At 68.1% G+C, this 26,623-nt stretch carries 23 protein-coding genes; 3 read left to right on the top strand and 20 right to left on the bottom strand.

Annotated features, from left to right (window positions below; genetic code table 11):
- Positions 1 to 5: 5 nt before the first annotated feature.
- The 4 genes from argH to ACWHYQ_RS07885 are packed head-to-tail and all read right to left on the bottom strand — an operon-like array spanning position 6 to position 4,915.
- Positions 6 to 1,433 (bottom strand): argininosuccinate lyase, encoded by a 1,428-nt coding sequence (gene argH / locus ACWHYQ_RS07900; protein ID WP_447975147.1) that lies wholly within the window; start codon positions 1,431 to 1,433, stop codon positions 6 to 8.
- Between the two features lie 10 nt (positions 1,434 to 1,443).
- Positions 1,444 to 2,664 (bottom strand): argininosuccinate synthase, encoded by a 1,221-nt coding sequence (locus tag ACWHYQ_RS07895; RefSeq protein ID WP_447975146.1) that lies wholly within the window; start codon positions 2,662 to 2,664, stop codon positions 1,444 to 1,446.
- Between the two features lie 12 nt (positions 2,665 to 2,676).
- Positions 2,677 to 3,699 (bottom strand): ornithine carbamoyltransferase, encoded by a 1,023-nt coding sequence (argF, locus tag ACWHYQ_RS07890; RefSeq protein WP_447975145.1) that lies wholly within the window; start codon positions 3,697 to 3,699, stop codon positions 2,677 to 2,679.
- A gap of 22 nt (positions 3,700 to 3,721) precedes the next feature.
- Entirely contained in the window at positions 3,722 to 4,915 is a 1,194-nt protein-coding gene (locus tag ACWHYQ_RS07885; protein WP_447975144.1) for an acetylornithine transaminase, read from the bottom strand.
- A 240-nt stretch (positions 4,916 to 5,155) separates the two neighbouring features.
- Between ACWHYQ_RS07885 and ACWHYQ_RS07880 the strand changes: the two genes are divergently transcribed.
- On the top strand, positions 5,156 to 5,797 hold the full coding sequence (locus tag ACWHYQ_RS07880) for a DUF2628 domain-containing protein (RefSeq protein ID WP_447975143.1): 642 nt from the start codon (positions 5,156 to 5,158) through the stop codon (positions 5,795 to 5,797).
- Here the strand turns inward: ACWHYQ_RS07880 and ACWHYQ_RS07875 are convergent.
- The gene (locus tag ACWHYQ_RS07875) at positions 5,794 to 6,642 is read right to left on the bottom strand and encodes a hypothetical protein (protein WP_447975142.1); all 849 of its coding nucleotides are present in this window, start codon (positions 6,640 to 6,642) and stop codon (positions 5,794 to 5,796) included. The two genes, ACWHYQ_RS07880 and ACWHYQ_RS07875, sit on opposite strands and share 4 nt — an antisense overlap.
- A gap of 133 nt (positions 6,643 to 6,775) precedes the next feature.
- Here ACWHYQ_RS07875 and ACWHYQ_RS07870 point away from each other — a divergent pair, with 133 nt between their 5' ends.
- Positions 6,776 to 7,381 (top strand): 2,3-bisphosphoglycerate-dependent phosphoglycerate mutase, encoded by a 606-nt coding sequence (locus ACWHYQ_RS07870; RefSeq protein ID WP_447975141.1) that lies wholly within the window; start codon positions 6,776 to 6,778, stop codon positions 7,379 to 7,381.
- 12 nt (positions 7,382 to 7,393) lie between these two features.
- On the opposite strand, the gene ACWHYQ_RS07865 is transcribed toward ACWHYQ_RS07870, so the two are convergent.
- The 10 genes from ACWHYQ_RS07865 to pyk all read right to left on the bottom strand — a co-directional run bounded on the left by ACWHYQ_RS07865 (position 7,394) and on the right by pyk (position 19,713).
- The gene (locus ACWHYQ_RS07865; protein ID WP_447975140.1) at positions 7,394 to 7,885 is read right to left on the bottom strand and encodes a hypothetical protein; all 492 of its coding nucleotides are present in this window, start codon (positions 7,883 to 7,885) and stop codon (positions 7,394 to 7,396) included.
- A gap of 82 nt (positions 7,886 to 7,967) precedes the next feature.
- Positions 7,968 to 11,075 (bottom strand): PAS domain S-box protein, encoded by a 3,108-nt coding sequence (locus ACWHYQ_RS07860; protein ID WP_447975139.1) that lies wholly within the window; start codon positions 11,073 to 11,075, stop codon positions 7,968 to 7,970.
- Positions 11,076 to 11,383: 308 nt separating this feature from the next.
- Positions 11,384 to 12,373: a site-2 protease family protein gene (locus tag ACWHYQ_RS07855; protein WP_447975138.1), complete on the bottom strand. Its 990-nt coding sequence runs from the start codon at positions 12,371 to 12,373 to the stop codon at positions 11,384 to 11,386.
- Positions 12,370 to 13,212, bottom strand: a complete 843-nt coding sequence (locus ACWHYQ_RS07850; RefSeq protein WP_447975137.1) for an MBL fold metallo-hydrolase — start codon at positions 13,210 to 13,212, stop codon at positions 12,370 to 12,372. Before ACWHYQ_RS07850 ends, ACWHYQ_RS07855 begins: the two co-directional genes overlap by 4 nt.
- Positions 13,213 to 13,302: 90 nt before the next feature.
- Positions 13,303 to 13,818 carry a macro domain-containing protein gene (locus ACWHYQ_RS07845; RefSeq protein WP_447975136.1) on the bottom strand — a complete coding sequence of 172 codons (516 nt, stop codon included), beginning with the start codon at positions 13,816 to 13,818 and terminating at the stop codon, positions 13,303 to 13,305.
- A gap of 151 nt (positions 13,819 to 13,969) precedes the next feature.
- Positions 13,970 to 15,469 (bottom strand): M16 family metallopeptidase, encoded by a 1,500-nt coding sequence (locus ACWHYQ_RS07840; RefSeq protein ID WP_447975135.1) that lies wholly within the window; start codon positions 15,467 to 15,469, stop codon positions 13,970 to 13,972.
- A 2-nt stretch (positions 15,470 to 15,471) separates the two neighbouring features.
- Positions 15,472 to 17,043 carry a M16 family metallopeptidase gene (locus ACWHYQ_RS07835; RefSeq protein ID WP_447975134.1) on the bottom strand — a complete coding sequence of 524 codons (1,572 nt, stop codon included), beginning with the start codon at positions 17,041 to 17,043 and terminating at the stop codon, positions 15,472 to 15,474.
- The gene (locus ACWHYQ_RS07830) at positions 17,040 to 17,708 is read right to left on the bottom strand and encodes an HAD family hydrolase (protein ID WP_447975133.1); all 669 of its coding nucleotides are present in this window, start codon (positions 17,706 to 17,708) and stop codon (positions 17,040 to 17,042) included. The genes ACWHYQ_RS07835 and ACWHYQ_RS07830 overlap by 4 nt, the downstream gene beginning before the upstream one ends.
- A 3-nt stretch (positions 17,709 to 17,711) precedes the next feature.
- The gene (locus ACWHYQ_RS07825; RefSeq protein ID WP_447975132.1) at positions 17,712 to 18,284 is read right to left on the bottom strand and encodes a hypothetical protein; all 573 of its coding nucleotides are present in this window, start codon (positions 18,282 to 18,284) and stop codon (positions 17,712 to 17,714) included.
- A gap of 4 nt (positions 18,285 to 18,288) precedes the next feature.
- Positions 18,289 to 19,713 carry a pyruvate kinase gene (gene pyk, locus ACWHYQ_RS07820; RefSeq protein WP_447975131.1) on the bottom strand — a complete coding sequence of 475 codons (1,425 nt, stop codon included), beginning with the start codon at positions 19,711 to 19,713 and terminating at the stop codon, positions 18,289 to 18,291.
- A gap of 198 nt (positions 19,714 to 19,911) precedes the next feature.
- On the opposite strand from pyk, the gene hemL reads away from it, so the two are divergent.
- Complete coding sequence (gene hemL / locus ACWHYQ_RS07815; protein ID WP_447975130.1) at positions 19,912 to 21,195, top strand: glutamate-1-semialdehyde 2,1-aminomutase; 1,284 nt, start codon at positions 19,912 to 19,914, stop codon at positions 21,193 to 21,195.
- 8 nt (positions 21,196 to 21,203) lie between these two features.
- On the opposite strand, the gene ACWHYQ_RS07810 is transcribed toward hemL, so the two are convergent.
- From ACWHYQ_RS07810 to budA, 5 genes are all read right to left on the bottom strand, one after another.
- A complete protein-coding gene (locus tag ACWHYQ_RS07810) occupies positions 21,204 to 22,217 on the bottom strand; it encodes a S1C family serine protease (protein WP_447975129.1) in 1,014 nt (337 codons plus the stop codon).
- Positions 22,218 to 22,258: 41 nt separating this feature from the next.
- Entirely contained in the window at positions 22,259 to 22,789 is a 531-nt protein-coding gene (locus ACWHYQ_RS07805; RefSeq protein WP_447975128.1) for a DUF4276 family protein, read from the bottom strand.
- A 47-nt stretch (positions 22,790 to 22,836) separates the two neighbouring features.
- Positions 22,837 to 23,997 (bottom strand): AAA family ATPase, encoded by a 1,161-nt coding sequence (locus ACWHYQ_RS07800; RefSeq protein WP_447975127.1) that lies wholly within the window; start codon positions 23,995 to 23,997, stop codon positions 22,837 to 22,839.
- Positions 23,998 to 24,131: 134 nt separating this feature from the next.
- Positions 24,132 to 25,814 (bottom strand): energy-dependent translational throttle protein EttA, encoded by a 1,683-nt coding sequence (gene ettA, locus ACWHYQ_RS07795; RefSeq protein ID WP_447975126.1) that lies wholly within the window; start codon positions 25,812 to 25,814, stop codon positions 24,132 to 24,134.
- A gap of 16 nt (positions 25,815 to 25,830) precedes the next feature.
- Positions 25,831 to 26,619 (bottom strand): acetolactate decarboxylase, encoded by a 789-nt coding sequence (budA, locus tag ACWHYQ_RS07790; RefSeq protein WP_447975125.1) that lies wholly within the window; start codon positions 26,617 to 26,619, stop codon positions 25,831 to 25,833.
- Positions 26,620 to 26,623 lie beyond the last annotated feature (4 nt).

The raw sequence follows: 26,623 nt of genomic DNA, 5'->3' as shown, positions 1-26,623 counted from the left end.
CTCAGTCACCGGAGCGCCGCCTCCAGCGCCTTGATCCGTTCCTCCACCCGTTTGCGGGCGGTCCCGCCGACCTGAGCCTTCCGCTCCACCGCCCCCTCGGCGGTGAGCACGTCCAGCGCGTCCTTCTCGAAGCGCTCCGAGAAGCCGCGCAGGTCGGCCAGCGTGAGCGCGCGCAGGTCTCGCCCGTGATCCAGGCAGTGGCGGACGAGCCGACCGACCAGTTCGTGCGCCTCACGGAACGGCAGCCCCTTGCCGACCAGGTAGTCGGCCAACTCTGTGGCCAGGAGGAAGCCGGACTCCACCGCCCGCTTGAGCGCCGTGCGTTGCGGGACCAGTCCCTCGACCAGGTCGGCGTACAGGTCCACCGACGCAGTGACGGTGTCGAGCGCGTCGAAGAGTGCTTCCTTGTCCTCCTGGAGGTCCCGGTTGTAGCTGAGCGGGAGCCCCTTCATGACGGTCAGGAGCGCCATGAGGTGGCCGTACACGCGGCCCGTCTTGGCGCGGACCAGCTCCGGCACGTCCGGGTTTTTCTTTTGCGGCATCATGCTGCTGCCCGTGCAGAAGGCGTCGGGCAGCTCCACGAAGCGAAACTCCTGCGACGTCCACAGCACCAGCTCCTCGCTGAGCCGTGACAGGTGCATCATGAGGATCGCGAGCGCCGACAGCACCTCGAGCGCGAAGTCGCGATCCGACACCGCGTCCAGGCTGTTCTGCGTGACGGCGCGGAAGCCCAGCAGCTTGGCGGTGTAGGCCCGGTCCACCGGATAGTTGGTCCCGGCCAGCGCGCCCGAGCCCAGCGGCATCGCGTCCAGGCGGCCCAGGGCGTCCTGCAGCCGCCCGTGGTCGCGCTCCAGCATCTCCACATAGGCTAGCAGGTGGTGCGCAAACAGGACCGGCTGCGCCCGCTGCAGGTGCGTGTAGCCGGGCATGATGACGTCCAGGTTCGCTCGCGCCTGCTTCACGAAGGCGCGCTGGAGGCGGCGCAGGCGCCCCTGCAACCCGCCCAGCGCGTCGCGGAGGTAGAGGCGAAGGTCCAATGCGATCTGGTCGTTCCGGCTCCGGCCCGTATGCAGCTTGCCGCCCACCGGCCCGATGAGCTCCGTGAGCCGGCGCTCAATGGCCATGTGGATGTCCTCGTCCTGCGGAGCGACGGGGAAGCGGCCGCCGTCGAGCTCGGCCCGCACCGCCTCTAAGCCCTTGATGATCGCGCGGCTCTCCCGACGGGTCAGGACGCCGGCGCGCGCCAGTGTCCGGCAATGCGCGATGCTGCCTTGGATGTCGTAGGCGTAGAGCCGGCGATCGAAGCTGAGCGAGGCGGTGAACGCCTCCACCGCCGGATGGGTTCGCTCGCGGAACCGGCCCGCCCACAGCTTCCCGCCGGTCCGGGACGGAGGGCGGGCGACAGGTGACGGCTGACGCGCAACCCGTTTCATGGTTCACCGTTCACCGATCTCGCCTCCGTGAGCGTCGCTGGGCCCGGATCGCCAGCCGCAGCGCGTTCAATCGGATGAAACCCTCGGCGTCCCTCTGCCGGTAGGCCTCGTCCTCCTCGAAGGTGGCCAGGTCCAGGCGGTAGAGCGATCGGTCGGACCGCCGCCCCACGACCGTGCAGCTTCCCTTATAGAGCTTGACCCGGACGGTGCCGCTCACGTCCTGTTGCGCCTCGTCCATCGCCTTCTGCAACATGACCCGCTCCGGCGCATACCAGTAGCCGTAGTAGACCAGCTCGGCGTAGCGGGGGATCAGGCTGTCGCGGAGGTGCAGGACCTCGCGGTCCATCGTGAGGGACTCGAGCCCGCGATGAGCGACGTGCAGGACGGTGCCCCCGGGCGTCTCGTAGACGCCGCGGGACTTCATGCCCACGTACCGGTTCTCGACCAGGTCCACCCGGCCGACCCCGTGCGCCCCGCCCAGCTTGTTGAGGTACGCGAGCAGCCGTGCCGGGCTCAGGCGCTTGCCGTCCACCGCCACAGGGTCGCCGTGCTCGTAGTCAATCTCGACGTAGCGGGGCTCGTCGGGCGCCCGCTCGGGCGAGACCGTCATCCGGAAGATCTCCTCTGGGGGCTCTTCCCAAGGATCCTCGAGGATGCCGCCCTCGTAGCTGATGTGAAACAGGTTCAGGTCCATGCTGTACGGCTTGGCCTTGGTTGCCGTCACCGGGATCCCGTGGGTTGCCGCGTATTCGATCAACTCCCGCCGCGAGCGGAAGGCCCACTCCCGCCAGGGGGCGATGATCCGGACCCGCGGGTCGAGCGCCAGATAGGTGACCTCGAACCGCACCTGGTCATTGCCCTTCCCGGTGGCCCCGTGCGCCACCGCGTCCGCGCCTTCTTGCTCGGCGATCTCGATCTGCCGTCGCGCGATCAACGGCCGGGCGATCGAGGTGCCGAGCAGGTAGCTCCCCTCGTACACGGCGTTGGCGCGGAGCATCGGGAAGATGTGCTCTTTCACGAAGATCTCGCGCAGGTCCTCGACGTAGACCTTGGCTGCGCCCACCGCGAGCGCTTTCTTCTTGATCGCGGCGAGATCCTCGCCCTGGCCCAGGTCCGCGCAAAACGCCACCACGGCGCAGCCGTAGGTCTCCTGCAGCCACTTCAGGATGACCGACGTGTCGAGCCCGCCGGAATAGGCCAGCACGACCTTCTTGATCCCGTCACGCTTCATGAGTTCCTTCCATCACTTGTTGCCGATGTGACCCGCTGGGGCCTGCACGCGGCGGCCCGCCGCCCGCCCTCCCAGCAGTTCGACCAGAATGGCCTTCTGCATGTGCAGGCGGTTCTCGGCCTGGTCCAGCACCGCGGACTGGGGGCCGTCGAGCACGCCGGCGGTGATCTCCTGCCCGCGGTGCGCGGGCAGGCAGTGCAGCACGATGGCGTCGGGCCGCGCCCGCCGCAGCAGACGCTCGTTGACTTGGTAGGGCGCGAGTACCTTCAGCCGCCGCGCTTGCTCCCGCTCGCGGCCCATGCTGATCCACACGTCGGTGTATACGACGTCCGCGTCCTTGACGGCGACTTGCGGGTCGTCGCCGAGCTCGATCGCCGCGCCGGTCTGCTCCGCTTCCGCCCGCGCCAGGTCCACGATCCGCTGATCCGGCTCATATCCGCTCGGACAGGCCAGGCTGATCGTCATGCCGGTCTTCGCCGCCCCCTCGATCAGCGAGTTGGCGACGTTGTTCCCGTCCCCGACGTAGGCGAGCTTGACCCCCTTCAGCCGGCCTTTCTTCTCCAGGATCGTCAGCAGGTCCGAGAGCGCCTGGCACGGATGGCACAGGTCCGTGAGTCCGTTGATGACCGGGATCGTGGCCTCCCGCGCCCATTCCTCGACGACGGCGTGCTCGTACGTGCGCACCACCAATCCGTCCAGGTACCGGGAGAGCACGCGTGCCGTGTCGGCGATGCTCTCGCCCCGGCACATCTGGATGTCCGTCGCGGACAGGAACAGGGACTGCCCGCCGAGCTGGTTCATGCCCGCCTCGAACGACACGCGCGTCCGGGTCGAGGGCTTCTCGAAGACCAGTCCCAGCGTGGCCCCGCGCAGGGGCCGATGCGGCGCGCCGCGGCGCCGCAGAGCCTTCATGGCCCGGGCGGTCCTGAGCAGCCGCAGCACGTCCTCCCGCGGGATCGTAGAAACGGTCAGCAGGTCCTTGCCCCAGGCGGCGCCGCTGGTGCGGCGGCCGGCGCGACTGGACGTTCTGCTCATGACGACGAGCTCCCCAGTCTTGTCAGCGCTGCTTGCCGAGCACCTGAGGCAGCACGGTCAGGAGGCGGTCAATCTCGTGCTGCGAGATGATCAGCGGCGGAACGAACCGCAGGACCCGGTCCATCGTGCAGTTGATCAGGAGCCTGCGGGCCAGGCAGGCCGCCACGACCGGCTGGCCGTCAATCGTGAGCTCCATCCCCAGGAGCAGGCCGAGGCCTCGAACCTCCTTGACGGTCGAGACTCGGTCCTTGATCTCCAGGAGCCCTTTGGCAAGGTACTCGCCCATGCGGCGACAGTTCTCCAACACCCGCCCCTCCAGGAGGATCCGGAGGACGGCCAGCGCCCCCGCGCAGGCGAGAGGATTGCCGCCGAAAGTGGAGGCGTGCGAGCTGGGCGTGAAGGCCGCCGCCACCCGGTTGGTGGCCAGGCAGGCGCCGATCGGGAGCCCGCCGCCGAGGCCCTTCGCGAGCGTCATGATGTCAGGCTGCACGCCGAGCTGCTCGTAGGCGAAGAGAGTCCCGGTCCGGCCCATCCCGGTCTGGACTTCATCGAAGATCAGCAGCAGGTCCCGCGCGCGGCAGAGCTCGCGGAGCCCGGCGAGATAGGCCCGGTCGGCGACGTGGACGCCACCCTCGCCCTGCACGGGCTCCAGCATGACCGCGGCCGTGCGACCGGTCACGGCCTGCTCGACGGCCGCCAGGTCGTTGAAGGGAACCGTGACGAAGCCGGGGACGAGCGGCTCGTAGCCCTGCTGCACCTTCTCCTGGCCTGTGGCCGTCAGCGTCGCCATCGTGCGGCCGTGAAACGAGTTTCGCATCGTGATGATCTCATAGCGGTCCGGGCCGTGGTGCTGGTGGGCGTATCGGCGCGCCAGCTTGATCGCCGTCTCGTTGGCCTCCGCGCCGCTGTTGCAGAAGAAGACCTTCTGGGCGAAGGAATGGGCGACGAGCAGTTCGGCCAGTTTGACCTGCGGCTCGGTGTAATAGAGGTTCGAGGCATGGAGCACCAGTTGGGCCTGCTTCTGAATGGCCAGCACCAGGTCGGGGTGCGCGTGCCCGAGCGTGTTCACCGCGATCCCTGCGACAAAGTCCAGGTATTCGCGGCCTTCAAGATCGTAGACTTTGCAGCCCCGGCCGCGGACGATGGAAACCGGCCACCGCGCGTAGGTGTGCATCAGATACCGATCCGCGTCCCGCTGGAGGTGCTCGGTCAGCATGGGAAAAGCCTACAAGATAACAATTGGGGCAACGTAACACAGTGCCTCCCGGAACGCAACCGGAAACTGAGCGCGGTCGGGCGCTATCCCGTTCACTCTATTGGGGAATTTCTGGCCGGCCCGCGCTTGAGCGTGCGCCAGGACAAGTGTTATAAGGGGGGCGCGGGCGCGCGAGCTTGCCGCGCGCGTGTCCGGGACGCGGTCTCTGCCAAGCCGGTCGGGCGGAAGGAGGCTCGACTCATGAAACCCTGTGCCAAGTGCGAGCAGCCGAATCCCGAGGAGGCGCGGTTCTGCCTCCAATGCGGGGAGGCCTTTTCGGCCCAGGCCCCGGTCGCGGCACCGACGGTTTGGGAGCAGGCCATGCCCGCCGACGAGACCGCGCTCTGGCGCGCCTTCATCGGCCCGAACGCCGACCGGTACCTGCAGCAATTCAAGAAGTTCACGACCGGCCCGACGCCCCGGTTCGCACTCACCTGGCACTGGCCGGCCTTTCTCGTGGATCCGTTTCTCTGGTTTCTGTACCGGAAAATGTACCTCTACGCCGCGGTCTACGCCGTGGGGCCGGTGCTGTCTGTGTATCTCACGGGCGATGTCACGGTCGGGATCGTGTGGCGGATCATGGCGGGGGCCAGCGCGAACTACATCTACTACTGGCACGTGCGCGACAAGCTCGCCGACCTCCGCTCGAAAGGCGGTCTCGACGCCGCGGGCCGGGAGGCCTTGCTCAAGGACATGGGCGGGGTGCAGGTGTACGTGATCTGGCTGGGCGTCGCGCTCCACCTGCTGCTGCTCGCGCTGCTGGTGGCCGCGATCCTGCAAGGGCCGCCGGAAGGAGGCAAGCTGCCCCGCACCGTGCCGCGGCTGATCCCCGCCCGGGGCTAAGCGCCTCGGCCGCGAGGACGAGCCATCTGCCAGGCAAACCAGGCCCGGAACCAGTCCATGTCCTGCTGGTACGCGGCGCCGCTCGGCTCGATCTCGGCGCTCTTCTGGACGAACTGGGTGTAGGTGCGGGGCCAGTTCTTCTGCCACCAGGACTTGAGCTCCTCGGCCGCGTAGGGGAGGCCGGTGGGCTGGAGGATCCCGGCGGCCGCGATGAGTTCGGCGAGCAGCGGCCAGTACCGGTCCTTGCCGAGTCCCAGCGCCTTAAAATGCTCGCGGAGGAGGAAGACGACCCATAGCTCGGCGCTGTTCTTCTTATTGTGCTTGAACGGCTGCGTCTGGCGGAACGGCATGGGATCGAAATTTTTGATGACCGAGGTGTAGTCGGGCCCTCCGTAGCTCCCGGCGACCTCCGCGATGCCCTCCAGCATGCGCGCCAGCTCGACCTCCACGACCGGCTTGGCCGGTGGGGAATCCGGCGGGGGCTCCGGGGCGAAGGGATTGGGCGCCGTCAACAGGTCAATGAGCGGCTTGAGCTCGCGCAGGCGCGCGACCGCGGCTTTGAGAATCTGCTCGGATTCGAGCCAGTAGTCCTGGTCGCCCTTGGCGGTCCGCTCGCGGCCGGCCGGGGGGAGCACCGGTGGGATCCAGTAGCGGATCAGCACGAACAGCACGTAGTGCACGTCGGCGCCGAGGCGCGCGACGCGCTCCAGGATCCCGTTCCGGCCAAGCGCATTCTTGAAAAACGCCTGGCCGCGCTCGGCGACGCCGAGCCGGCGGGCCATGTCCACCCACCACTGCTCGATCTCGTGCCAGGGCGGATCCTGCGGCGGGGGTGAGGCGGACATGACAGCTCCAGGGTTCACGGCGAGGGATACCAGGCGCCCGTCGGCGCATCGTACCGTTCACCCGGAAGGATTGCAAGCCACGGACACGAGCCGCTCTCGGGGATAAGGAGGCGGCCGACAGGGAGACAGCACGATGGCGCAATTGGTGTTGCTCCGACACGGACAGTCGCAGTGGAATCTGGAGAACCGCTTCACCGGCTGGGTGGATGTCCCGCTCTCGCCTAAGGGCGAGGAGGAAGCGCGCGAGGCCGGCCGGAAGCTCAGAGGGTTCCGCTTCGATCGGGCCTTCACGTCGGTCCTCACGCGCGCGAGCGAGACCCTGCGGCTCGTGTTGGAGGTCATCGGCCAGACCGACATTCCGATTGAGAAGGACCAAGCGCTGAACGAGCGGATGTACGGTGATCTACAGGGCCTGAACAAGGACGAGACCGCGAAGAAATACGGGGCGCAGCAGGTCAAGCTCTGGCGGCGGAGCTACGATGTCCGTCCTCCGGGGGGTGAGAGCCTCAAGGATACCGCCGAGCGGGTGCTGCCTTACTATGAGCGGCAGATCCGCCCGCACCTGCTCGCCGGGCGCAACGTCCTGGTTTCGGCGCACGGCAACAGTCTCCGTGCGCTCGTCATGCACCTGGACCGGCTGACCCCCGAGGAGGTCCTGGAGCTCAACATCCCGACCGGCGTGCCGCTCCTGTACGAATTCGATGCGCGCGGCGACGTCATCGGGCGCCGCTACCTGTGACACGCCCGCCCCTCACCCATCGCCCACCTCGAGATCGGCAATGAGCTGGCCGATCTCGTCCACAGGGATCACGTCGACGAGCAGGGCCAGCGCCTTCGTCCGGTCCTCTGGTGGCACGGCCCCAACCTCGACCAGGATGGCCGCCGCCTCGGTGGCGATCATCACGGGCGAGCCGCCCTCCTGCATGATCTGGTCGTAGGTCCGGCGGCGCGCCTCCGCCTCCTCGAAATAGCGGGGGAGGTCCTGCTCGTCCTGGCCGAACTCGGACGCCCAGGCCTTGGCGAGACACTGGCGCAGCTCGCCGTAGATCCGCGCTCGGGTCGTGTCCTTGAAGGCGACCTGGAGCGCCGAGCGGACCCAAAACAGGCAGAGCGAGAGCAGCTCGCGGGTGAACCGCCGAGCCTGGTCGGGCGAGACCGTGACCCCGTACTCCGCCAGCGTGGCGGGCGGCAGGGGACGCGGGAGCGCGGCGAGGATCGTCTGGGCGGCTTCGGTCGGCGTCATGCTCGGGACTCTCGGCTCAGCGGCGCGCCGCCGCGTGGCGGGGGCAGCATAGCGCAGGGCCCCGGCGCGAGACAACCCCGGTTTAGGAGGGCTCGGCCGAGCGGGCGTCCAGCCGGGCCCGCACCTTCCTCGCCAGGGCGGCGTGGCTGAAGGGCTTTTGCAGGAAGTCGGATTCGGATTGGAGAATCCCGTGGCGCAAGGTCCGGTCCTCCGTGTAGCCGGAGATGTAGAGGACCTGGAGCTGCGGGTACCGCACCCGCAGCCGATCCGCCAGCTCCCGTCCCGTCATGCCCGGCATGACGACGTCGGTGAGCAGGAGGTGCACGGGCCGGTCGTCCTGTTTGCAGAGGCGCAGCGCCTCCTCGCCGCGCTCCGCCTCCAGCACCAGGTATCCCAGGGGCTCGAGCACCTCGCGCACGATCGCCCGGATCTCCGGCTCGTCCTCGACGACGAGGATCGTCTCCGTGCCGGTGGGCAGCTCCGCCGGGGGCGCCGGCAGGTCTGGCGCTGGCGCGTCAGGCTGCACGGCCGGAAAGTAGAGCGTGAAGGTAGTGCCCCGGCCCGGCTCGCTCTCGACCCGGATGTGGCCCCCGCTCTGGGCGACGATCCCGTAGACGGTCGAGAGCCCCAGCCCGGTCCCTTGACCGACCTCCTTGGTGGTGAAAAAGGGCTCGAAGATGCGGGCCTGGGTGTCTGGCGCCATACCGACGCCGGTGTCGCGGACGCTTAAGGTCACGTAGGTGCCGGGCGGAACCCCGTGGGACGGCGCGGCTGGCTCCATGACCGCCAGGTCGGCCGTCGCGATGGTCAGGCGGCCGCCGGTGGGCATGGCGTCGCGGGCGTTGTTCACCAGATTCAGCAGCACCTGCTGGAGCTGGCCCGGGTCCGCGCGGATCGCGCGCGTGGCCTCGAGCCTCAGCGCCATCGTGACGTCTTCGCCGATCAGGCGCGCCAGCATCTGATGGAAGGAGGTCACCAGGTCGTTCAGGTCCAGGACCTGGGCCTGGAGCACCTGCTTGCGGCCGAAGGCCAGGAGCTGCTGGGTGAGCGAGGCTGCCCGCTCGGCGGCCCGCATCATGTGCGCGATCTGGTCGGCCAGCACCGTCTGCCCGGTGACGGCCTTGCCGACCAGTTCCCCGTACCCGAGGATGACGGTCAGCAGATTGTTGAACTCGTGGGCGATGCCGCCCGCCAGCTTGCCGACCGCCTCCAGCTTTCGCGCCTGGATCAGCTCCTCCTGGCTCTGCCGGAGCGCCTCCTGGGCCTGGAGGCGCTCGCCGATCTGCTGGAGCAGGCGCTCGTTCGCCGCCTCCAGCTCGGCCGTGCGCTCCCGGACGCGGATCTCCAGCTCCTCCTGCGCCTTGCGGAGCGCCTCCTCGGCCTGCCGCAGCTCGGTCACGTCCTGAGCGCTCCCGAACATGGACAGCGGTTGGCCCTGGCAACCCGCGACCACCGTCCCCCGGCACTGCAGGATGCGGATCGCCCCGTCGCCGCGGACGATGCGATGGTCGAAGGCGAAGGGGGCCTGGTCCCGGCAGGCCCGCTCGATGCGGGTTCGCACGGCCTCCCGGTCGTCTGGGTGAATCCTGCCCAGGTAGGCCTCGAAGGTGGCCTCGAACTCGCCCGGGCTCAGGCCGAAGATCCGGTACAGCTCGTCGGACCAGTGGATCCGGTTCGCTGCGATGTCCCAGCTCCAGCTTCCCAATTGGGCGAGTCGTTCCGCTTCAGCCAGCTCGGTGCGGCTTCGTTCCAGTTGGGCCTGGGCCTGCCGGCGCTCCGTGATGTCGCGGATGATCCCTCCGTAGAACGCCTGCCCGCCGGTCGTCCAGGTTGTGAGGGACAGCTCCAAGGAAAATTCGCGGCCGTCCTGCCGGAGCCCCTCCAGCTCCAGCATCGTGCCGAGGAGGCGGGATTCGCCGGTCCGGCGCAGCCGCTCCAGTCCGAGTTGGTGCGCCTCCCGATACCGCTCCGGCATGAGCACCGTCAGCGGTTTCCCGAGGATTTCCGGCTCGCTGTAGCCGAACATCCGCTCCGCCGCCCGATTCCAGGAGAGGATGGAGCCATGGGCGTCGGCGATCACGATGGCGTCCGGCGCGGATTGCAGCAACGAGCGGAACTTCCGCTCGGACTCGTGCAGCGTCGCCTCCATCCGGAGGCGCTCGCTCAAGTCGCGGGCGACAAACAGGGTTCCGGCGGGCCGACCGTCCCGGTCCGTGATCGGGGCGGCGGACACGCTGACGGTCACGAGCTCGCCCGGCCGGGTGCGCCAGACCATTTCGCAATTTTGGACCCGGGCCGCGGGCTCCGGCTGGGACACCGCCAAGGCCGGGCTGATCACGCTGATCGGCTGCCCGACCAAGTCGGCCGGTGGGTACCCCAAAGTTGTGTTGACAGCCCGATTGGCGACGTGAATGAGCCCCTCGGGACCCACGACGAGCACGACTTCCTGCATGGTGTCGAGGATTTGGCCGGCCGCGACGGCCGGCGTCAGAATCATGAGCCGGTCTCGCCAGATCGCCCGGGCGGCCAGCCCGACGAATCCCAGCACGGCGAGAAACCCGAAGGGATAGACGGGGACGCCATAGGCCGGTAGCAGGTCCACGGCGCCCAGGTACCCGACGCAGAAAGCGAGGAAGAGCCCCCGAACCAGCCGCTGCCGCGACCCTATGGCGCGGTGCCGAAACTCGCTCCACTGCAGGCGGGCGCTGGCCACCATGGCGGTGAGTAGGAAGAGCACGAACGGGACGCTTAGCGGCCCGTACTGCGGGTACAGGCCCCAGGGATACTCTCGCAAGCCGGTGACGAACCAGTCGGTCGTCGGGACGCTCAGGCAGAACAGCCCAGAGAGGGCGAGCGCGCCGGCGACGACCGGCCGGGATTGGCGGACCCGCCCCACGGTCGTCAGCGCGAACAGGAGGATCGCGCTCGGGATGAACGCGACCCCGAGGTGCTCCACGTTGACCCACCAGCGTGCGACAGCGGCATCCCGCACGGAATAGATCCAGGCGAAGGAGAGCAGCCACACCCAGGCGGTTGCGGTGACGAATAGGAACGCCAGGCTCACGGCCGTCCCGCGCTCCCGGACCGTGACAGCCACTCCCAGGGCGGCGATCAGCACACCGGCCACCAGCGGCGGCACGGCAAAGCCGGTGAGGTGATAGGGAGCCGGGTCGGAGATTGCTTCGAGCATCGCGGCGCCGCCTCGACGAGTGCGCGCAGGTGCTCGACCTGCAGTGCACTCAGGGCCGAGGAACGGCGGGCTGGGCACCTGGGACATCGCGCTTGGGACAGACGGGCGGGATCATTGGCGCCCTCCGTTGATAGACATGCCAGCACTCTTCGCGAGCCGAGCCTGTGCCGTCCTCTCCCACGCGACAGGCTGTCGCTGGAACACAGGATACCCCCAGGAGACAGAGCTTTTTTACCCACCAGAAACGGCTGGAGTATTATACGTATCCATCTGGAGAAAATCGGCCGTGAAGCGTCGGGGGCTTTCGGCTAGTGGACCGAGAAGGGAATGGGCGCGAAGGTCAGCACGAAGATGGCCAGCGTGCCCCAGCCGATCCAGATACGGACTTGGCCCAGAGCAGCCTCCGGATCGCGGACGGGGGGATGGGCGAAGCCCATGAGCCCGGCCAGGCCGGCCCACAGATACCACCCGGGCCAGCCGACGAACCCCAGGACCAACAGCACCGGCAGGATCGCCAGCGCCATCGTGCGTTGGCGGGCCCCCCAGAGGGCGAAGGCCACGTGGCCGCCGTCGAGCTGGCCGATCGGGATCAGATTCAGCGAGGTCACGAACAGGCCAAACCAGGCGGCGAACCCGACGGGGCCCAGCACCAGCTCCTGCCCCTCTGGAATCGGCCCGTGCACCAGCCACGCGACGAACTGCAGCAGCAGCGGGGCGCCGAGGTGGAGCCCGTAGGCGGCCTCGGCTGGCACCACCTTGGACATCCGCATTCCGATAACCAGGGCGACCACGGCCACCACGAACCCGGCGATCGGGCCGGCGACTCCGATGTCGAACAGCGCCTTGCGGCTGAGGATCGGCCCGCGCATCCGGATGATGGCGCCGAACGTCCCGATGAACTGGGGCGGCCCCGGGATGAAAAGCGGGAGGGAGGTGGGCACGCCGTGGATCTTGGAGAGCACGTAGTGGCCCAGCTCGTGCGTCACGAGGATCGCGAGCAGCGTGCCGGCAAAGGGCGCTCCCCGGAGCAGCGCGGCCGGATGTTCCAGCAAAAAGGCGAGGGCGCCCAGCTTCGGGTTGGTATTGGTCGCGTAGGCCCCAGCCCAGAGGGTCGTGAACACCGTGGCCAGGAAGAGCGCCAGTGGCAGCGCCACCCCGGGGGATGACTGAGGTCCCTCTTCCGCGTCGTCGCCCCCGGCCGGCGACTCCGGCCGCCCGGCGGACCCGAGCCGATCCTCATCCGAGCCCGGCGAGCACGGGTCCGGCGGGCGACCCTCCTGATCCTGGGGCAGGCTCATAAGTTCATCGCAAAGGGGTTGTGGGCCGCCTCCTCGCGCACCGTGGTGGCTGGCCCGTGGCCTGGCAGCAGGACCGTCGGCTCCGGCAGCGTGAGCACCCGCCGCCGGACCGAGACCAGATGGGTCTGGTACAGCGAGGCGGGGTTGGAGCGGCCGATGGAGCCGGCAAACAGGGTGTCGCCGACGAAGCAGAGGGCCCGCGTTCCCTTGTCCACCTGATAGCACAGGCCGCCAGGCGTGTGGCCAGGCGTGACCAGGCAGCGGACCGTCAAGCCCCCGACGGGGATGGCCTGTCCGTCTTCCGGCAGGACGAGCAGATCCCGGGGCGGGCGCCACGCCAGCAGGCTCAGGTCCGCCTGCCCAATATACACCGGCACCCGGTGGTGCTGCAGGATGACGTCCAGTCCCTCGGCATGGTCGGCGTGGCCATGCGTCAGACAGACGGCCTTGAGCCGGAGCTGGCGCTGGGCGAGGACCTCCAGCATGGCCTCCGCATGATAGGCCGTGTCCACGAAGATCGCGTCGCCCCCCTCGTGCAGGACGTAGCCCTTGACGGCGTAGCCGCCGACCGAGCCGTGCACGGTCGTCACTTCGTCCGTGACCTCCGGCACCGGGGCGGGCCTCCACCCCGCGACGATCTGCGCCAGCGGCTCCGCCCGCAACTGGAGCGCCGCGGCGAGGGCCTCCACCTCGGTGCTGGTCGGGCGCCGCCCGCCGCGCTCGAGCACCGTCAGGTCGCCGGCGGGCAAGCCGGCCCGCTGGGCCAGGTCGCCGACCGAGAGCCCCTGGCCTGTCCGGGCCTTCTTGACGATGTCGCCGAAGTCGTCTTCGAGGGGCATACCAAGCTCCTAGCAAGCAGCGAATCGCTGACAGCAGAACCACAAGTCGGTTGCCCGTCCTGGTTGCTTGCTCAGACTATGAGGTGTTGGCTATGTGCTGCCGGCTAGGCAGCCACGCCAGGCCTCCACCATCGCGGGGTCCACGTCCACCAGGATCACGGACTGGAGCACCGTGGGCGCGAAGGCCCGGATCTCGGCCACCATACGGGCGGCCGCCTCAGCGGGTGCGACCCCGCCGACCCCGGTGCCCATGCCCGGCAGCGCCACCGTGGCGAACCCGCGTTCGTCCGCCAGCGCGAGCGCGGCGCGCGTGGCGAGGGCGACGTTCTCGGCGGGGATCCGCATCGCCGGCTGTGGCATCGTCGGCGCATGGATGATGCCCCGGAACTTCGTCCGGCCGCCGGAGGTCAGCACCGCGCGCCCCACCGGAATCGGCGCCTGCCGGCGCGCCTCCGTCTCCACCTCGGCCCCGGCCGCCCGCTTGATCACGCCGGCCACCCCGCCCCCCATGAGCCCCAGGCTGTTCGCCGCGTTGACGATCGCCTCGGCGTCCGCGTCGAGCAGGCTGCCGCGGAGGATGGTGATCTGCAGGCGGTCGGCGCTCATGCGCTGCGCTCCGTCCTCGCTCAACGGACAGAGTGTGCCACAGGAAGACGACACGAGCCAACCCCGGAGCTTGTTTGACGGCCAACGGGCGGAGGAGATCGGCGGACGGCTCGTCGGGCTCAGCGCCTGATGGCGCGTCACCCGCGGTCCTTTACCCTTCTGGCGGCAGCTTGATCTCCTTGACCTCCCCGAAGGTCGAGAGCAGGCGCGGGAGGGTGTCGGGCGGGCCAACGGCCAGGATCTTCAGCCGCTCCGGATGCAGGTGCGTGCGGGCGGCCCGGAGGAGGTCCTCCTTCGTGAGCTTCACCACCCGGTCTCGGAGCCGCTGCAGGAAGTCCTTGGGCAGGCCGTCGTACTCCAGGCCGATCAGGCGGCTCACGATGGCGGAGGGGCTGCTGAACGAGAAGACAAAGGAATTGACGAACGCCTCTTTCGCCTCCTCCAGCTCGGTGTCCGTCACCGGCTCCTCGCGCAGCCGCTGCACGTTGGCGAGCATGCGTCGGAGCACCTCTTCCGTCGAGGCCAGCTTGGTCTCCGCGCGCATCAGCCAGGCGCCGGGCTCCCGGATGCCAGGCCGGAGCGAGCTGCCGACCGCATAGGCGAGGCCCCGGCGGGTCCGCACGTCCTGGAAGAGCCGGCTCCGGAACGAGCCGCCGCCGAGGATGTCGTTGAGCAGCGCCAGGGCCGGATAGTCCGGGTCGGATTCCTTCACCGACAGGTGCCCGACCCGGAGGTGCGTCTGCTGGGTGTCCTTGCCGACGTAGCGGACGGTCGCGGCCTCGGCCGTCACGGCGTCCACCGGCGGGATCGCGATCGGCGAGACGTCGCCCGTCGGCCAGCCGCCGAAGACTTCGCGCAGCTTCGCGAGCAGGACGTTCCGTTGGAAGTCGCCGGTCACCCCGAGGATGATCCCGTTGGGATGGACAGTGCGCCGGTGGAAGGCCACCAGGTCGTCGCGCGTAATCCGGGAGACAGACTCCACGGTGCTCTCCCGCGCCCAGGGGTGGTCCGGCCCGTAGAGCAGCTTGGCGAACTCCCGGCCCGCGATGGCGCCGGGGTGGTCCTGCCGGCGCCGGATGCCCTCGATGGTTTGCCGCTTGGCCAGCTCCAGCCGGGCCGGGTCGAAGGCCGGCGTCATGAGCACGTCGGCGAAGATGCGGAGCCCGCGGTCCAGGTCCTTCGTGAGCACGTCCAGCGTCGCGCTGCCGGAATCCGTCCCGATGTTCACCGAGAGCGAGGCGGCGAGCCGCTCGAGCTCTTCGTCCACCTCGTCCGGGCTCATCCGGCTGGTGCCACCGGTCTGCATGACCACGCCGGTCAGCCCAGCCAGGCCGATCTTCTCGGGCGGATCCAGCCAGGCGCCGGTCTGGAGCGTGGCGGTGATGGTGACCAGGGGCAGCTCGTGGTCCTCGAGCAGATAGACGATCATGCCGTTCTCGAGCACCAGGCGCTCGGGCTCGGGCGGATGGAACTCCACCGGCTCGAAGTGCATGGTGCGGGGATCCAGCTCGGCACGCGGGGCCGGCGGGGCGGGCGGCCGGTCCTGCGGCGGGCCCGCGAGCGCGCCGCTGCTCCAGAGCGTGGCCAGCAGGAGTAGGCAGGCCGGCAGAAGCCCGCGGGTGCGGCTGGAGCGAGGCGGATGCATCGTCATGGCTACCCCGCCTTCAGCGTGACGGGCGCCGGGAGGGGCGCCGCGCCGGGCGGCTTCACGAGCGTCGCCACCGTCCGGTTGGCTTTCACCAGGTACTGCGCCGCCACCCGCTGAATGTCGGCCGGCGTGACCGCCGCGATCCGGTCGCGCGCCCGCAGCAAGTAGCGCCAGTCCTTGGCGACGACCTGGAAGTAGGCGAGTTGGGAGGCCAGCCCGCTGTTCGAGCGGAGCGACCGCACCAGCGAGGCGTCCAGGTTGTTCAGCACCTTCTCCAGCTCCTTCGGCGTGACCGGCTCGGTCTTGAGCCGCTCGAGCTCCTCGTAGATGGCGGCCTCCAGCTCCGCCGTCGTGTGGGGCGCGAGCGGCGTCGCGCTGATCACGAACAGGTTCGGGGCCAGCACGCCGGGATAGCCAGTGAACGCCGTCACGGAGGCCGCGAGCTGCTTCTCCCGCACGAGCCGCTTGTAGAGGCGCGACGTCACGCCGTCCGACAGCACCGCCTCGATGACCTCGAAGACGAAGTCGTCCGGATGGTGGATCGCCGGCTTGTGGTAGCCGATCAGGAGCGCCGGCTCGGCGTCGAACTCGACCTCGACGCGCCGCTCCCCGCGCTGCGGGGGCTCGACCGTCACCACTGGGGGCGGAGGCGGTGCGCTCGGGATCCGGCCGAACGTGCGCTCGACGAGGGCGATGACCTCCTGGGGCTTGAAGTCCCCGACGAGGGCGATGACGGCGTTGTTCGGCCCGTAGTAGGTGCGGAAGAACTGCTCGGTGACCTGCGGGGTCAGGGCCTGGATGTCCGAGGCCCAACCGATCGTGGGAAACCCATAAGGATGCGCCTGGAACGCGGCGGCCGTGAAGGCCTCGTAGAGCAGGCCGGCGGGACTGTCCTCGGTCCGGAGGCGCCGCTCCTCCATGACCACGGCGCGCTCCTTGTAGAACTCCCGCAAGACCGGATGCGCCATCCGGTCGGACTCGATCGCGGCCCAGAGCGGCAGCCGGTTGGACGGGAGGCTGACCGTATACCGGGTCACGTCCTTGCCCGTGGACGCGTTCAGGCCGACGGCCCCGTGGCGCTGGTAGAGCTGCGGCACCTCGTTGACGACGACGAGCGCGTCGGCCTGCTCCTGCGTCTCGGCGAGCTGCCGGCGCACCCGCTCCAGCTCGGCGGCGACGGCCGGATCGGCCCGGTCCGCCGCCTCGAGCTGGGCGAGCCGGGCGTGCAGCCGCTCCAGCTCGTCTAAGAGCGGCCGCTCGCGCTCGTAGTCCCGCGTGCCCAGCGTGCGCGTGCCCTTGAACGCCATGTGCTCGTAGAGGTGCGCAACGCCGGTGGCGCCGGTCGTCTCGTTCAGCCCGCCGACGCCGAAGGTCAGGTTGATCGAGACGATGGGCGCCTGGTGCCGTTCGACCATCAGCAGGGTCAGGCCGTTGGCCAGCCGGTGCTCGACGACCCGCTCGGCCAGGCCGGGGCGCTCGGCCTGCGCCGGCGCTTCCGCGGCACGCCCGGCAGGCGCCGCGGGGAGTGCGGCGGCCCCGAGCACGAGCACGAGCGCGAGCACCGATCGTGCGATCATGCGAACAGCTCCATCAGCTCTTCGGGCCGCTCGACGAACCAATCCGGGTTGCAGGCGGCCATCTTCTCCCGGTTGCCCATCCCGTACCCCACGGCGCACACCCGGATCCCGGCGTTGTGGCCCCCGACGATATCGTTCGTGCTGTCGCCGATCAGGACGGTCCGCCGCTTGTCGGCCTTCAGCGCCTCGATGACCTGGAGGATCATTCCCGGGTCCGGCTTGAGGCCGTATCCGTTGTCGCCCCCGACGACGTAGGCGAAGTGGTGGGAGCCCAGGCCCTCCAGGATGCGCTGCGTGTACTCCAGCGACTTGTTCGTCGCGACGGCCTTGAGCTTGTCCGCGAAGTGGGCCAGGACAGTCTCGACCCCAGGGTAGAAGCGCGTGCGGTCCAGGCAGTGGGCCAGGTAATGCCCGCGGAACACCCGCAGCGCCTCCTCGTACCGCGCCTGGTTCTCCTCGCCGACGGAGAGGCGCAGCAGCCGCTTCACGCCGTCGCCGACGAAGCTGAAGATTTCCTCCTGGCTCCGGCGCGGCAGCCCCAGGTCGGCGAGCGTGAGGTTCACCGCGGTCGCAATGTCCCACTTCGACTCGATGAGCGTCCCGTCCAGGTCGAAGATCAACAGCTCGACCAGCTCCTTGCTCCCGCTGCCCGGCCTCTGGCCCATGGGTCACTTCGCCTGCTTCAGGTCGTCCCGCAGCGCGGTCAGCGCGTCCCGCTCCGACGGCTCCGTCGTCTCGAGCAGCGCCTGCTTGACGTGGTTGACGAGGCGCTGCCGGCCGACGTGGGGCGGCACGAGCGGCTCGATGATCCGCCAGCGGTCCCCGACCGCGGCGACCCGCACGCGCACTTCCTCGACGTGCGGCTCGGAGATGAACGTCGCCGTGCTCCAGTACATCCGGCCGAGCACCTGAAAGTGGACGGGGATCACGACCTCGAGGGGCCCCAGGATCTCCCAACGCTTGCTCTCGTCCGCGACGGTATAGCCCTGGATCACCACCACGTGCCCCCAGGCCGGCTCCTCCTTCCACGTTGTGTATGGGCGGAGCGCCTCGCGCGAGAGCGCCTCGAGGCGGGCGCCCTTCATGTCCAGCTCGAGGTACTTCTTGACGACCTCGGCCGGGCTCTTCGTCAACTCGCCGGTGACGGCGAGCCCGTCCGAGAGGAGCAGACCGAGCGCAAGACCGAGAGCTACGCCACTAATCCAGTGTCGCAGCGGCCCGGCCCGTCGCGTCGTTCTCATCGCTTCACGCGACTTCATGGAGCTTGAGCAGCGTCGTGCCCCCCCGCTGCGCGACCTGCGTGCCCGTGACGATCACGAGCCGGTGGCCGCGCGCCGCGAGCCCCGCCTGCAGCAGTCGGCGCTCCGCCGCCTGCACGCGCTCCTCGGTCTGCGCGATCGGCGGCAACGTCAGCGGGCGTACGCCCCAGTAGAGCGCCATCCGTCGCCGGATCGGCTCGAACGGGGTGAAGGCGATGATGGGTGGGGCGGGCCGCTGCTTGGCGAGCAGCCGGGCCGTCGTGCCCGACTCGGTGAACGCGACGATCGCGCTGGCTTCGACCAGTTCCGCGACGGGCGGTGCGGCCGCGCAGATGGCCTCCTGGAAGGAGAGGGGGCTGCGTCCCGGCTCCAACCGGCGGATACTCCCGGACTGTGCGCCGCGCTCCGCCGCCTGCACGATGCGGTCCATTACCCGCACGGCCTCGACCGGATGGCGGCCGGTCGAGGTCTCGGCCGAGAGCATCACCGCGTCAGTGCCGTCGAAGACCGCGTTCGCCACGTCGGACGCCTCGGCCCGGGTTGGCTGCGCCTGCTGGGTCATGGACTCGAGCATCTGGGTCGCCGTGATGACTAGCCGGTGCCGGCGGTTGGCCGCGGCGATGATCTGCTTCTGCAGCACCGGGACCTCCTCCGGGCCCAGCTCGACGCCGAGGTCGCCGCGCGCGACCATGACGCCGTCCGCCTCCTCCAGCAGCGCCTCCAGGCAGGCGACCGCCTCTGGGCGCTCGATCTTGGCGATGACCGGCTGGTCGCCGCCGCACTCGGCGATCAGCGCCCGGGCCGCCCTTACGTCCTCGGGGTGCCGGACGAAGGAAAGGGCGATGTAATCCACGCCCTGCGCCACCCCGAAGCGGAGGTCGGCCTGGTCCTTCGCGGTGAGCGTCGGCTCGCTGATCCGGGTGCCCGGCAGGTTGATCCCCTTGTGCGCGCTCACCCGGCCGCCGCGGACGACTGTGCAGGCGACGGCGTCGCCGAAGACGCCGTCGGCGACCAGCTCGATCAGCCCGTCGTCAATCAGCACGCGGGCGCCCGGCTTGACGTCCTGGGCGAGCCGCGCGTAGCCGACCGGCAGGTCGTCCGGGCCGGCGGGGCCCCGCGGCCTGTCCGGGCGGAGCCGCACCCGCTGGCCCGGCGCCAACTCGATCCCCTCGGGCGGCAGCGGCCCGACGCGGATGCGCGGGCCCTGCAAGTCCTGAAGGATGGCGACCGCTGCCCCCTGTCGCCCCGCCGCCTCGCGAATGGCCTTGATCGCCCGGCCGTGCCAGTCCTGTGAGCCGTGCGAGAAATTCAGCCGGGCCACATCCATCCCCTTCGCGATGAGCTGGTCGAGGACCGCCGGCGACTCGGACGCCGGGCCGATGGTGCAGACGATCTTGGCTTTGCGCATCATCCGGGATCCGCCAGCGTTCAGCCGTCAGCCGGGACAGGGACGGGCCAGGGCGTCGGCGCATTCTAACAGACTGGGGTCCGGCGGCGCACCCGTGGCGGCGGCTGCGGGGGAGAAGCCGGTCGGCACGGTTGACCTGGCGGCGCGGCGCGTGGTAGGAGCCTGTCCACATCCCCCGCGTTTTTAGAGGAAGAGAGAAGGATGAAAACGAGGAAGTCGGAGCAGCTCTTCGCCGAAGCCCAGCGGTATATTCCTGGGGGCGTCAACAGCCCGGTCCGCGCGTTCCAGTCCGTGGGCGGCCGGCCGCTGTTCATCAAGCGCGCCAAGGGCTCGCGCCTCTACGACGTGGACGGGAACCGCTTCATTGACTACGTGCTCTCCTGGGGGCCGATGATCCTGGGGCATGCCCCGGCGCCGGTCGTGCGGGCGGTCGCGCGTGCGGCCGCGCAGGGCACGAGCTACGGCGCGCCGACGGAGCTGGAGGTGCGGCTGGCCAAGCTGATCACTGAGGCCGTGCCCTCCATGCAACTCGTCCGGCTGGTCAGCTCGGGGACCGAAGCGGTCATGAGCGCCATCCGGGTCGCCCGCGCCTATACCCGGCGCGATGGGGTCCTCAAGTTCGAAGGCTGCTACCACGGGCACAGCGACTTCCTGCTGGCCAAGGCCGGCTCCGGCCTGGCGACGCTGGGGATTCCCGACTGTCCCGGGGTGCCCGCCGACTTCACCCGCCACACGCTCACGGCGCCGTACAACGACATCCGGACCGTACAGAAGCTGATTGAGGCGCACCAGCGGGACCTCGCCTGCGTCATCGTGGAGCCGGTCGCGGGCAACATGGGCGTCGTGCCGCCCGCCCCGGATTTCCTGCCGGCGCTCCGCGAGCTGACGCGCCAGCACGGGATCCTGCTGATTTTCGACGAGATCATCACCGGCTTCCGCGTCCACTACGGCGGCGCGCAGGCGCTCTACGGCGTGACCCCGGACCTCACCTGTCTGGGCAAGATCATCGGGGGCGGCTTGCCAGTCGGGGCCTACGGCGGGCGCAAGGAGATCATGGAGCTAATTGCGCCGGCGGGGCCCGTGTATCAGGCGGGGACGCTCTCCGGCAATCCCCTCGCGGTCACGGCGGGGATCGAGACGCTCACGCGGCTCAAGGCGAAGGGCTTGTACGAGCAACTCGACAGGAAAGCCGCCGAGCTGGCGAAGGGGCTGGGCGAGGCGGCGAAAAAGGCGGGCGTCCCCTTTACCCAGACGCGTGTCGGCTCCATGCTCGGCGGGTTCTTTACCAAGGGACCGGTCGTGGACTTCGCCACGGCTAAGCAATCCAACAGGGAGGCCTACGCGAAGTTCTTCCGGGCGATGCTGGCCCGGGGCATCTATCTGGCCCCCTCGCAGTTCGAAGCGGCCTTCCTCTCGACCGCCCACAGCGCCGCGGACATCGCGCACACGGTCGCGAGCGCGCGGGCGGCCTTCAAGGCGATCTAGCCGATCCGTCAGGACCTCCCCAGCGTCACGGTCAGGACCAGCTCCTGGTCGCCCCGGCGGACGCGGACCGCCACCTTCTGGCCGGGGACGGTGCGCTCGATGAGATAGTTCTTGAGCTGCTTGCCGTCGGCGATCTCGGTCTCGTCAATCGCGAGCAGCACATCGCCCTTCTGGAGGCCGCCTTCCTTCGCTGGCCCGGTGGCCTCTGCCACCGCGGCGCGGAGCCGGGTGCCCACCTTGACCGCGGTGAGCGCGATGCCTAGCCGGGAGAAGCTCGGCTGCGCCCCCTGGATCAAGGCCGTCACGACGCGCTTGGCCAGCCGGCCGGGGACGGAGAAGGCCAGGCGGCTGCACTGCGGCTCGCCCTGGGTGGTCTCGGTGCGGATAACCGCGTGCAGGAACCCGATGACCTCGCCCTGCTCGTTGAAGAGCCCGCCGCCGGAGTTGCCGCTGCAGGCGGAGAGGTCGAGCTGCATGAGCCGGGTGTCCACGGTCGAGAGGAAGATGTTGGGATTCCCCACCCGCCCGAAGGCTACGGCCGGGCCCCAGCCGAGCGGGTAGCCGACGGTGAAGACCGGATCGCCCGGCGCCGGCTCCCGCTCGGCGAAGGTCGCGACCGGGAGCCGCTTGACCACCTCCGGGTCCGTCACGCGATAGACCGCCACGTCCAGGTAGGCGTTGACGCCGACGAGGACAGCCGGGACCTGCTCCAGCGCGTTCGTCAGGACGGTGAGCTGCTTGGCGACGACCTGATCGCCCTTCTCCTCCTGCTCGACCGCGTGCCGGGCGGTCACCAGGTAGCCGTCGTGGAGGTGGAACCCCGACGCCTTCACAAGGATCTTCGCGCCGCTCTGGCCCACCGGTGCCGGCTGGTCCTGGAGGATACCGAGGGTCCCGCGCGTGACCTGCTCGATCACCCCCGATGGGCCACTGGCCGGCGGCTCGCCCGGCGCGGGCCCAGCCCAGGCAAGGCTGATGAGGATCGCAACCGTCTTGAGAACGAGACGTTTTCTCGCGCTCACAAGTGCCTCAATTCTTGGTCAACTTGTGGGGGCGATCCGGATTAGGCAGTTGCGGTCAAGAAGCGACGCAATCTGGCAAAGCTGGGGCATTGCTGAGCTAAAATTTCAAGGTTTAGGGCTTGAGCAATCTTTCTTGCTTGCTCAGCGGTGTAATAGATGTCGGCACTAGTCAAGAGTTCTTGTAATCGCCTCTTGGGATCGGAAATAGTCTCAGGATTCGGGATCCGAGCCTGGGGCTGCCCAGTCACCTGCGAGAGGGCGCAGGTGTCGGCCAGCAGCCATGCTTCAAGCTCTTGGGGGATAATCAGAAGGCACAGACCAAATGGATAGTGCCGGCCTGATAGCCTCTTTTGCATCTTTTGTCGGAGTTCTGCAGTGCACTTGTTATCCCCGTCCCGAACGACGACGGCTTTGACAACATCTCCTCGGTACTTAAACTCCTCCAGATAGCCTGGAAACTTTTTCATCAGGGTCGCCACACCGTCGCAGGGACGAACGACGACCTCATGCGATGACGTCAGGGTTCGCTGGATCAAGCTCGTGAAAATGGCCTCATCTTTTCCGGCAGCCACTCCCTCTCCGGCAGCCACTCCCTCGCAAACCACCCCGACCGTCGGCATCAGGGTTCACTAAGAGCCCCAGAATACCAGAGATCTCCAAGGCCCAACTCGTTCCGTGCCAACAATTCTTGGAGATGCTGCTTCGATGCAGGCTTACGGCACACCGTGGCGCCCTCGTGTTTTTCTGTGACCACGATGTCGTCAAGGGACATTCGGTCAATCAAATAAGGCGAATGGGTCGTCACGATGAGTTGGGCGCGCCGTGGCCCAACCTCTTGTCTCCGCTGTTCGTAAACATCCACCAACGTTTCTAACAACTTGGGATGAAGATGGTTCTCCGGTTCTTCCAGACACACCACGGGTGACCCGAGAGAATCGGGAACGAAGATCAGCGAGAGCAAGGCGAGGAAGGTCAGTTCGCCGTCGGACATACGCCAAATATTGACCGATCGGCTCAGATGTTTTTCTCTGGAAGAAAGGATCGTCGTCCCGAGCTGAGTCGGCGGCGCAAACACGTCTTCCAGCGAGGGGAGCGTATCCAAGGCGACCTGTTTCAACCGGTTGAACTGCTGGCTATGAGCAGTCTGAAGAGTGAGAAGCCATGCCGACAAGTTGTCCCCCGTCTGACTCAGGAAGAATTGCTCTTTGACGGCATTCGGTTGACGCATGAGGGTGGGAATCAGCTTATAAAAATGCCACAGGGCAACATAGGTCTTAAATGTCGTGACAGCCCAACCAGGAACGTTGAGTTCGAGGACCGACCGGTTTGAGTCGATTGAAGTCTTGATTGCAGGCGTCCCGTCTTCGTGGAGAAATTCTCCCTGCCCAGCGCGTGCATCGACCAGCTTTGCGGTGCTCCCGCCGACACGAAGAATCAACCGCTCATGCTCGACGTCAAACGCACCGGTCGCACCACCGACGAAGGATATTTCATAGTCGTAACCCCTCCGGTCCTGCTCCGATTCGGCAGGAACCTCACAGGTGAGTGCCAGGGTTATTCTATTCTCTGTTCCTCCCTTCCAGAGAACTTCGTGAAATCCTCCGCGATCGAGGAATGCCTGATTGGCACCGCTCGCGGCGATCGAGGTTAGAAAACGCAGGCTCTCGACGAGGTTGCTCTTGCCCGACATATTCGGACCAACCAGAATGTTCCTCTGGCCGAGAGGAAGATCAACCTCCCGAAGACTGAGGAAGTTCTTTACGCGAAGCCTTGTGATCATGTGATTGCAACCTCAGTTTTCTGGGTTGCGAGCCATAGGGAGGTCCGCCAGAATGGCCACTCTTGGTAAAGGTAGGGTATCTGATTATTCTAGGGGAAGCAACTGTGATGACACCGTGATTGCCGAAATGGCTTTCATCCGCGCGTCAGCCCCCGGTACCGGATCCGGTGCGGGCGCTCCGCGGCCTTGCCCAGCCGCTTCTTCCGGTCCGCCTCGTAGTCCGTGTAGTTCCCCTCGAACCAGACGACCTTGGAATCCCCTTCGAAAGCGAGGATATGGGTGGCGATCCGGTCGAGGAACCAGCGGTCGTGGCTGATGATCACGCAGCAGCCCGCGAACTGCTCCAGCGCCTCTTCGAGCGCCCGCAGGGTGCTGACGTCCAAGTCGTTCGTCGGCTCGTCCAACAGCAGGAGGTTCGCGCCCTCCTTGAGCATCCGCGCGAGGTGGACGCGGTTCCGCTCGCCGCCTGAGAGGTCCTTGACCTGCTTCTGCTGGTCGGAGCCGCCGAAGTTGAACCGCCCGCAGTAGGCGCGCGCGTTCACCGCGACCTTGCCCAGCTTGACTGTGTCCTGGCCGTCCGCGATGACCTCCCAGACCGTTTTGTCCTCGTCGAGCTTGCGGTCCTGGTCCACGTAGGCGAGCCTGACGGTCTCGCCGGTCCGGATCGTCCCGGCGTCGGGCTGTTCCTTGCCGGTGATCAGCTTGAACAGCGTCGTCTTGCCGGCGCCATTGGGGCCGATCACGCCCACGATGCCGCCGCGCGGCAGGGTGAAGCTCAGGTCCTCGAACAGCAGCTTGTCCCCATACGCCTTCTTGAGGCCCCGCGCCTCCACGACCACATCCCCCAGGCGCGGGCCCGGCGGGATGTAGATCTCGAGGTCGCCCGCCAGCCGCTCCGGCTCCTGCCGCAGCAGCTCCTCGTAGCGGGCGATCCGGGCCTTGCCCTTGGCCTGCCGGGCCTTCGGCGCCATCCGGATCCATTCCAGCTCGTGCTCCAGCGTCTTGCGGCGCTTCGATTCGGCCTTCTCCTCCTGCGCGAGCCGCGCCTGCTTCTGCTCCAGCCAGGCGGAATAGTTGCCCTGAAAGGGGATGCCGTGCCCGCGATCCAGCTCCAGGATCCAGCCGGCGACGTTGTCCAGGAAGTACCGGTCGTGCGTGACCGCGATGACCGTTCCCTGGTACTGCTGCAGATGCTGCTCCAGCCATTGGACGGACTCGGCGTCCAGGTGGTTCGTCGGCTCGTCCAGGAGGAGGATGTCCGGCTCCTGGATCAGCAGCCGGCAGAGCGCCACGCGGCGCCGCTCCCCGCCGGAGAGCACATCCACGGGCAGGTCGGGCGGCGGGCAGCGGAGCGCGTCCATGGCGATCTCCAGCTCGGTCTCCAGCTCCCAGCCGTTCGCCGCTTCGATCTGCTCCTGGAGCCGGCTCTGCTTCTCCAGGAGCGCCTCCATCTCGTCCGGCGCGCAATCGCCCAGCTTGGTGCTGACCGCCTCGTACTCACGGAGCAGCGCGATCACGTCCCGGCGCCCCTCCTGGACGACCTCCTTCACCGTCTTGCCCGGGGTCAGGTGGGGCTCCTGCTCCAGGAGCCCCACCGTGTAGCCCTTGGACCTCGTCAGCTCGCCGAGATAGGCCTGCTCGACCCCCGCGATGATCCGGAGCAGCGTGCTCTTGCCCGACCCGTTGGGCCCGATCACCCCGATCTTGGCCCCGTAGTAGAAGGAGAGAGAGATGTCCTTCAGCACCTGCTTCTTCGGCGGATAGACCTTGCCGACGCCGATCAGGGAGAAGATGATCTGTTTGTCGTTTGCGGTCATTTGTCCGTTGAGCGGATCAGCGGTCCTGTTCGACCCGCTCGATCGTGTCGCGCTGGTCCTTGCTCAGATCCGTCTCGAGAAACTCCCCGGAGGCCGGAACTTCCATGTGCAGGTCCGAGGACACGTCAATCTCCACCGTCACGTCCCGCATCCGGAAGTCCAGCACGTGGCCGCCGCGGGTCCGGTCTTCGGACAAGAAGTGGACATGGTAGCCGGGCACATTGATGCCCTGGGTATAGTCGGGAAACCGGTAACCCACGAGCGTGCCCCTGAGTCCCTCATGGACAAAGACCGGCTGCTGCTTGGCCACCTCGGCCAGCGGCGGATAGGGCTTCACCTGCCGGGGCACAGCCCGGACCTTCATATAGTCGAACGTACCCGTCGCCAGGAGCGCGTAGAAGATGTTCTTGCTCGGCACCGCCTTGTCCACGGCCTGCTGGAACTTCGTCCAATCTATCACGTCCTCGTACAGGACCCTCACAGTCGGGTCGAAAAACATCACGACGGCGAAGGGTGTCTTCTGCGAGGGCTCCACTGGATAGGCCTTCCCGTCGGCCTTGATCTGGTAGAACCGGCCCCCGAAGGCGATCATCTCGCCGTCCAGGGCGTTGAAGGTGCCCAGCCCGAAGTCCCCGTGCTTCGCCAGCTCCGCGTAGGTCGTCTCTCCGTCGTAGACGCCCTCGACCAGGGCGCCGATGGTCGAGGTCTGAAACAGTTCGTGGGCCTTGGCGCGATCGTGGTGGAACAGGTCGCCCTGCTGCCGATGGGCCTGGAAAGCCTTGATGAAGACGTCGTCGATCGCCATGCCG

The sequence above is a fragment of the Nitrospira sp. Kam-Ns4a genome, assembly GCF_965152595.1.
The sequence above is the reverse complement of the archived record's forward strand: the minus strand, read 5'-3'. Positions and strand labels throughout refer to the sequence as shown.

Bases quoted from the DNA above. Each gene is read 5' to 3' on its own strand.
- argH (WP_447975147.1), bottom strand. From the start codon at position 1,433: ATGAAACGGGTTGCGCGTCAGCCGTCACCTGTCGCCCGCCCTCCGTCC.
- ACWHYQ_RS07895 (WP_447975146.1), bottom strand. From the start codon at position 2,664: ATGAAGCGTGACGGGATCAAGAAGGTCGTGCTGGCCTATTCCGGCGGG.
- argF (WP_447975145.1), bottom strand. From the start codon at position 3,699: ATGAGCAGAACGTCCAGTCGCGCCGGCCGCCGCACCAGCGGCGCCGCC.
- ACWHYQ_RS07885 (WP_447975144.1), bottom strand. From the start codon at position 4,915: ATGCTGACCGAGCACCTCCAGCGGGACGCGGATCGGTATCTGATGCAC.
- ACWHYQ_RS07880 (WP_447975143.1), top strand. From the start codon at position 5,156: ATGAAACCCTGTGCCAAGTGCGAGCAGCCGAATCCCGAGGAGGCGCGG.
- ACWHYQ_RS07875 (WP_447975142.1), bottom strand. From the start codon at position 6,642: ATGTCCGCCTCACCCCCGCCGCAGGATCCGCCCTGGCACGAGATCGAG.
- ACWHYQ_RS07870 (WP_447975141.1), top strand. From the start codon at position 6,776: ATGGCGCAATTGGTGTTGCTCCGACACGGACAGTCGCAGTGGAATCTG.
- ACWHYQ_RS07865 (WP_447975140.1), bottom strand. From the start codon at position 7,885: ATGACGCCGACCGAAGCCGCCCAGACGATCCTCGCCGCGCTCCCGCGT.
- ACWHYQ_RS07860 (WP_447975139.1), bottom strand. From the start codon at position 11,075: ATGCTCGAAGCAATCTCCGACCCGGCTCCCTATCACCTCACCGGCTTT.
- ACWHYQ_RS07855 (WP_447975138.1), bottom strand. From the start codon at position 12,373: ATGAGCCTGCCCCAGGATCAGGAGGGTCGCCCGCCGGACCCGTGCTCG.
- ACWHYQ_RS07850 (WP_447975137.1), bottom strand. From the start codon at position 13,212: ATGCCCCTCGAAGACGACTTCGGCGACATCGTCAAGAAGGCCCGGACA.
- ACWHYQ_RS07845 (WP_447975136.1), bottom strand. From the start codon at position 13,818: ATGAGCGCCGACCGCCTGCAGATCACCATCCTCCGCGGCAGCCTGCTC.
- ACWHYQ_RS07840 (WP_447975135.1), bottom strand. From the start codon at position 15,469: ATGACGATGCATCCGCCTCGCTCCAGCCGCACCCGCGGGCTTCTGCCG.
- ACWHYQ_RS07835 (WP_447975134.1), bottom strand. From the start codon at position 17,043: ATGATCGCACGATCGGTGCTCGCGCTCGTGCTCGTGCTCGGGGCCGCC.
- ACWHYQ_RS07830 (WP_447975133.1), bottom strand. From the start codon at position 17,708: ATGGGCCAGAGGCCGGGCAGCGGGAGCAAGGAGCTGGTCGAGCTGTTG.
- ACWHYQ_RS07825 (WP_447975132.1), bottom strand. From the start codon at position 18,284: ATGAGAACGACGCGACGGGCCGGGCCGCTGCGACACTGGATTAGTGGC.
- pyk (WP_447975131.1), bottom strand. From the start codon at position 19,713: ATGATGCGCAAAGCCAAGATCGTCTGCACCATCGGCCCGGCGTCCGAG.
- hemL (WP_447975130.1), top strand. From the start codon at position 19,912: ATGAAAACGAGGAAGTCGGAGCAGCTCTTCGCCGAAGCCCAGCGGTAT.
- ACWHYQ_RS07800 (WP_447975127.1), bottom strand. From the start codon at position 23,997: ATGATCACAAGGCTTCGCGTAAAGAACTTCCTCAGTCTTCGGGAGGTT.
- ettA (WP_447975126.1), bottom strand. From the start codon at position 25,814: ATGACCGCAAACGACAAACAGATCATCTTCTCCCTGATCGGCGTCGGC.
- budA (WP_447975125.1), bottom strand. From the start codon at position 26,619: ATGGCGATCGACGACGTCTTCATCAAGGCTTTCCAGGCCCATCGGCAG.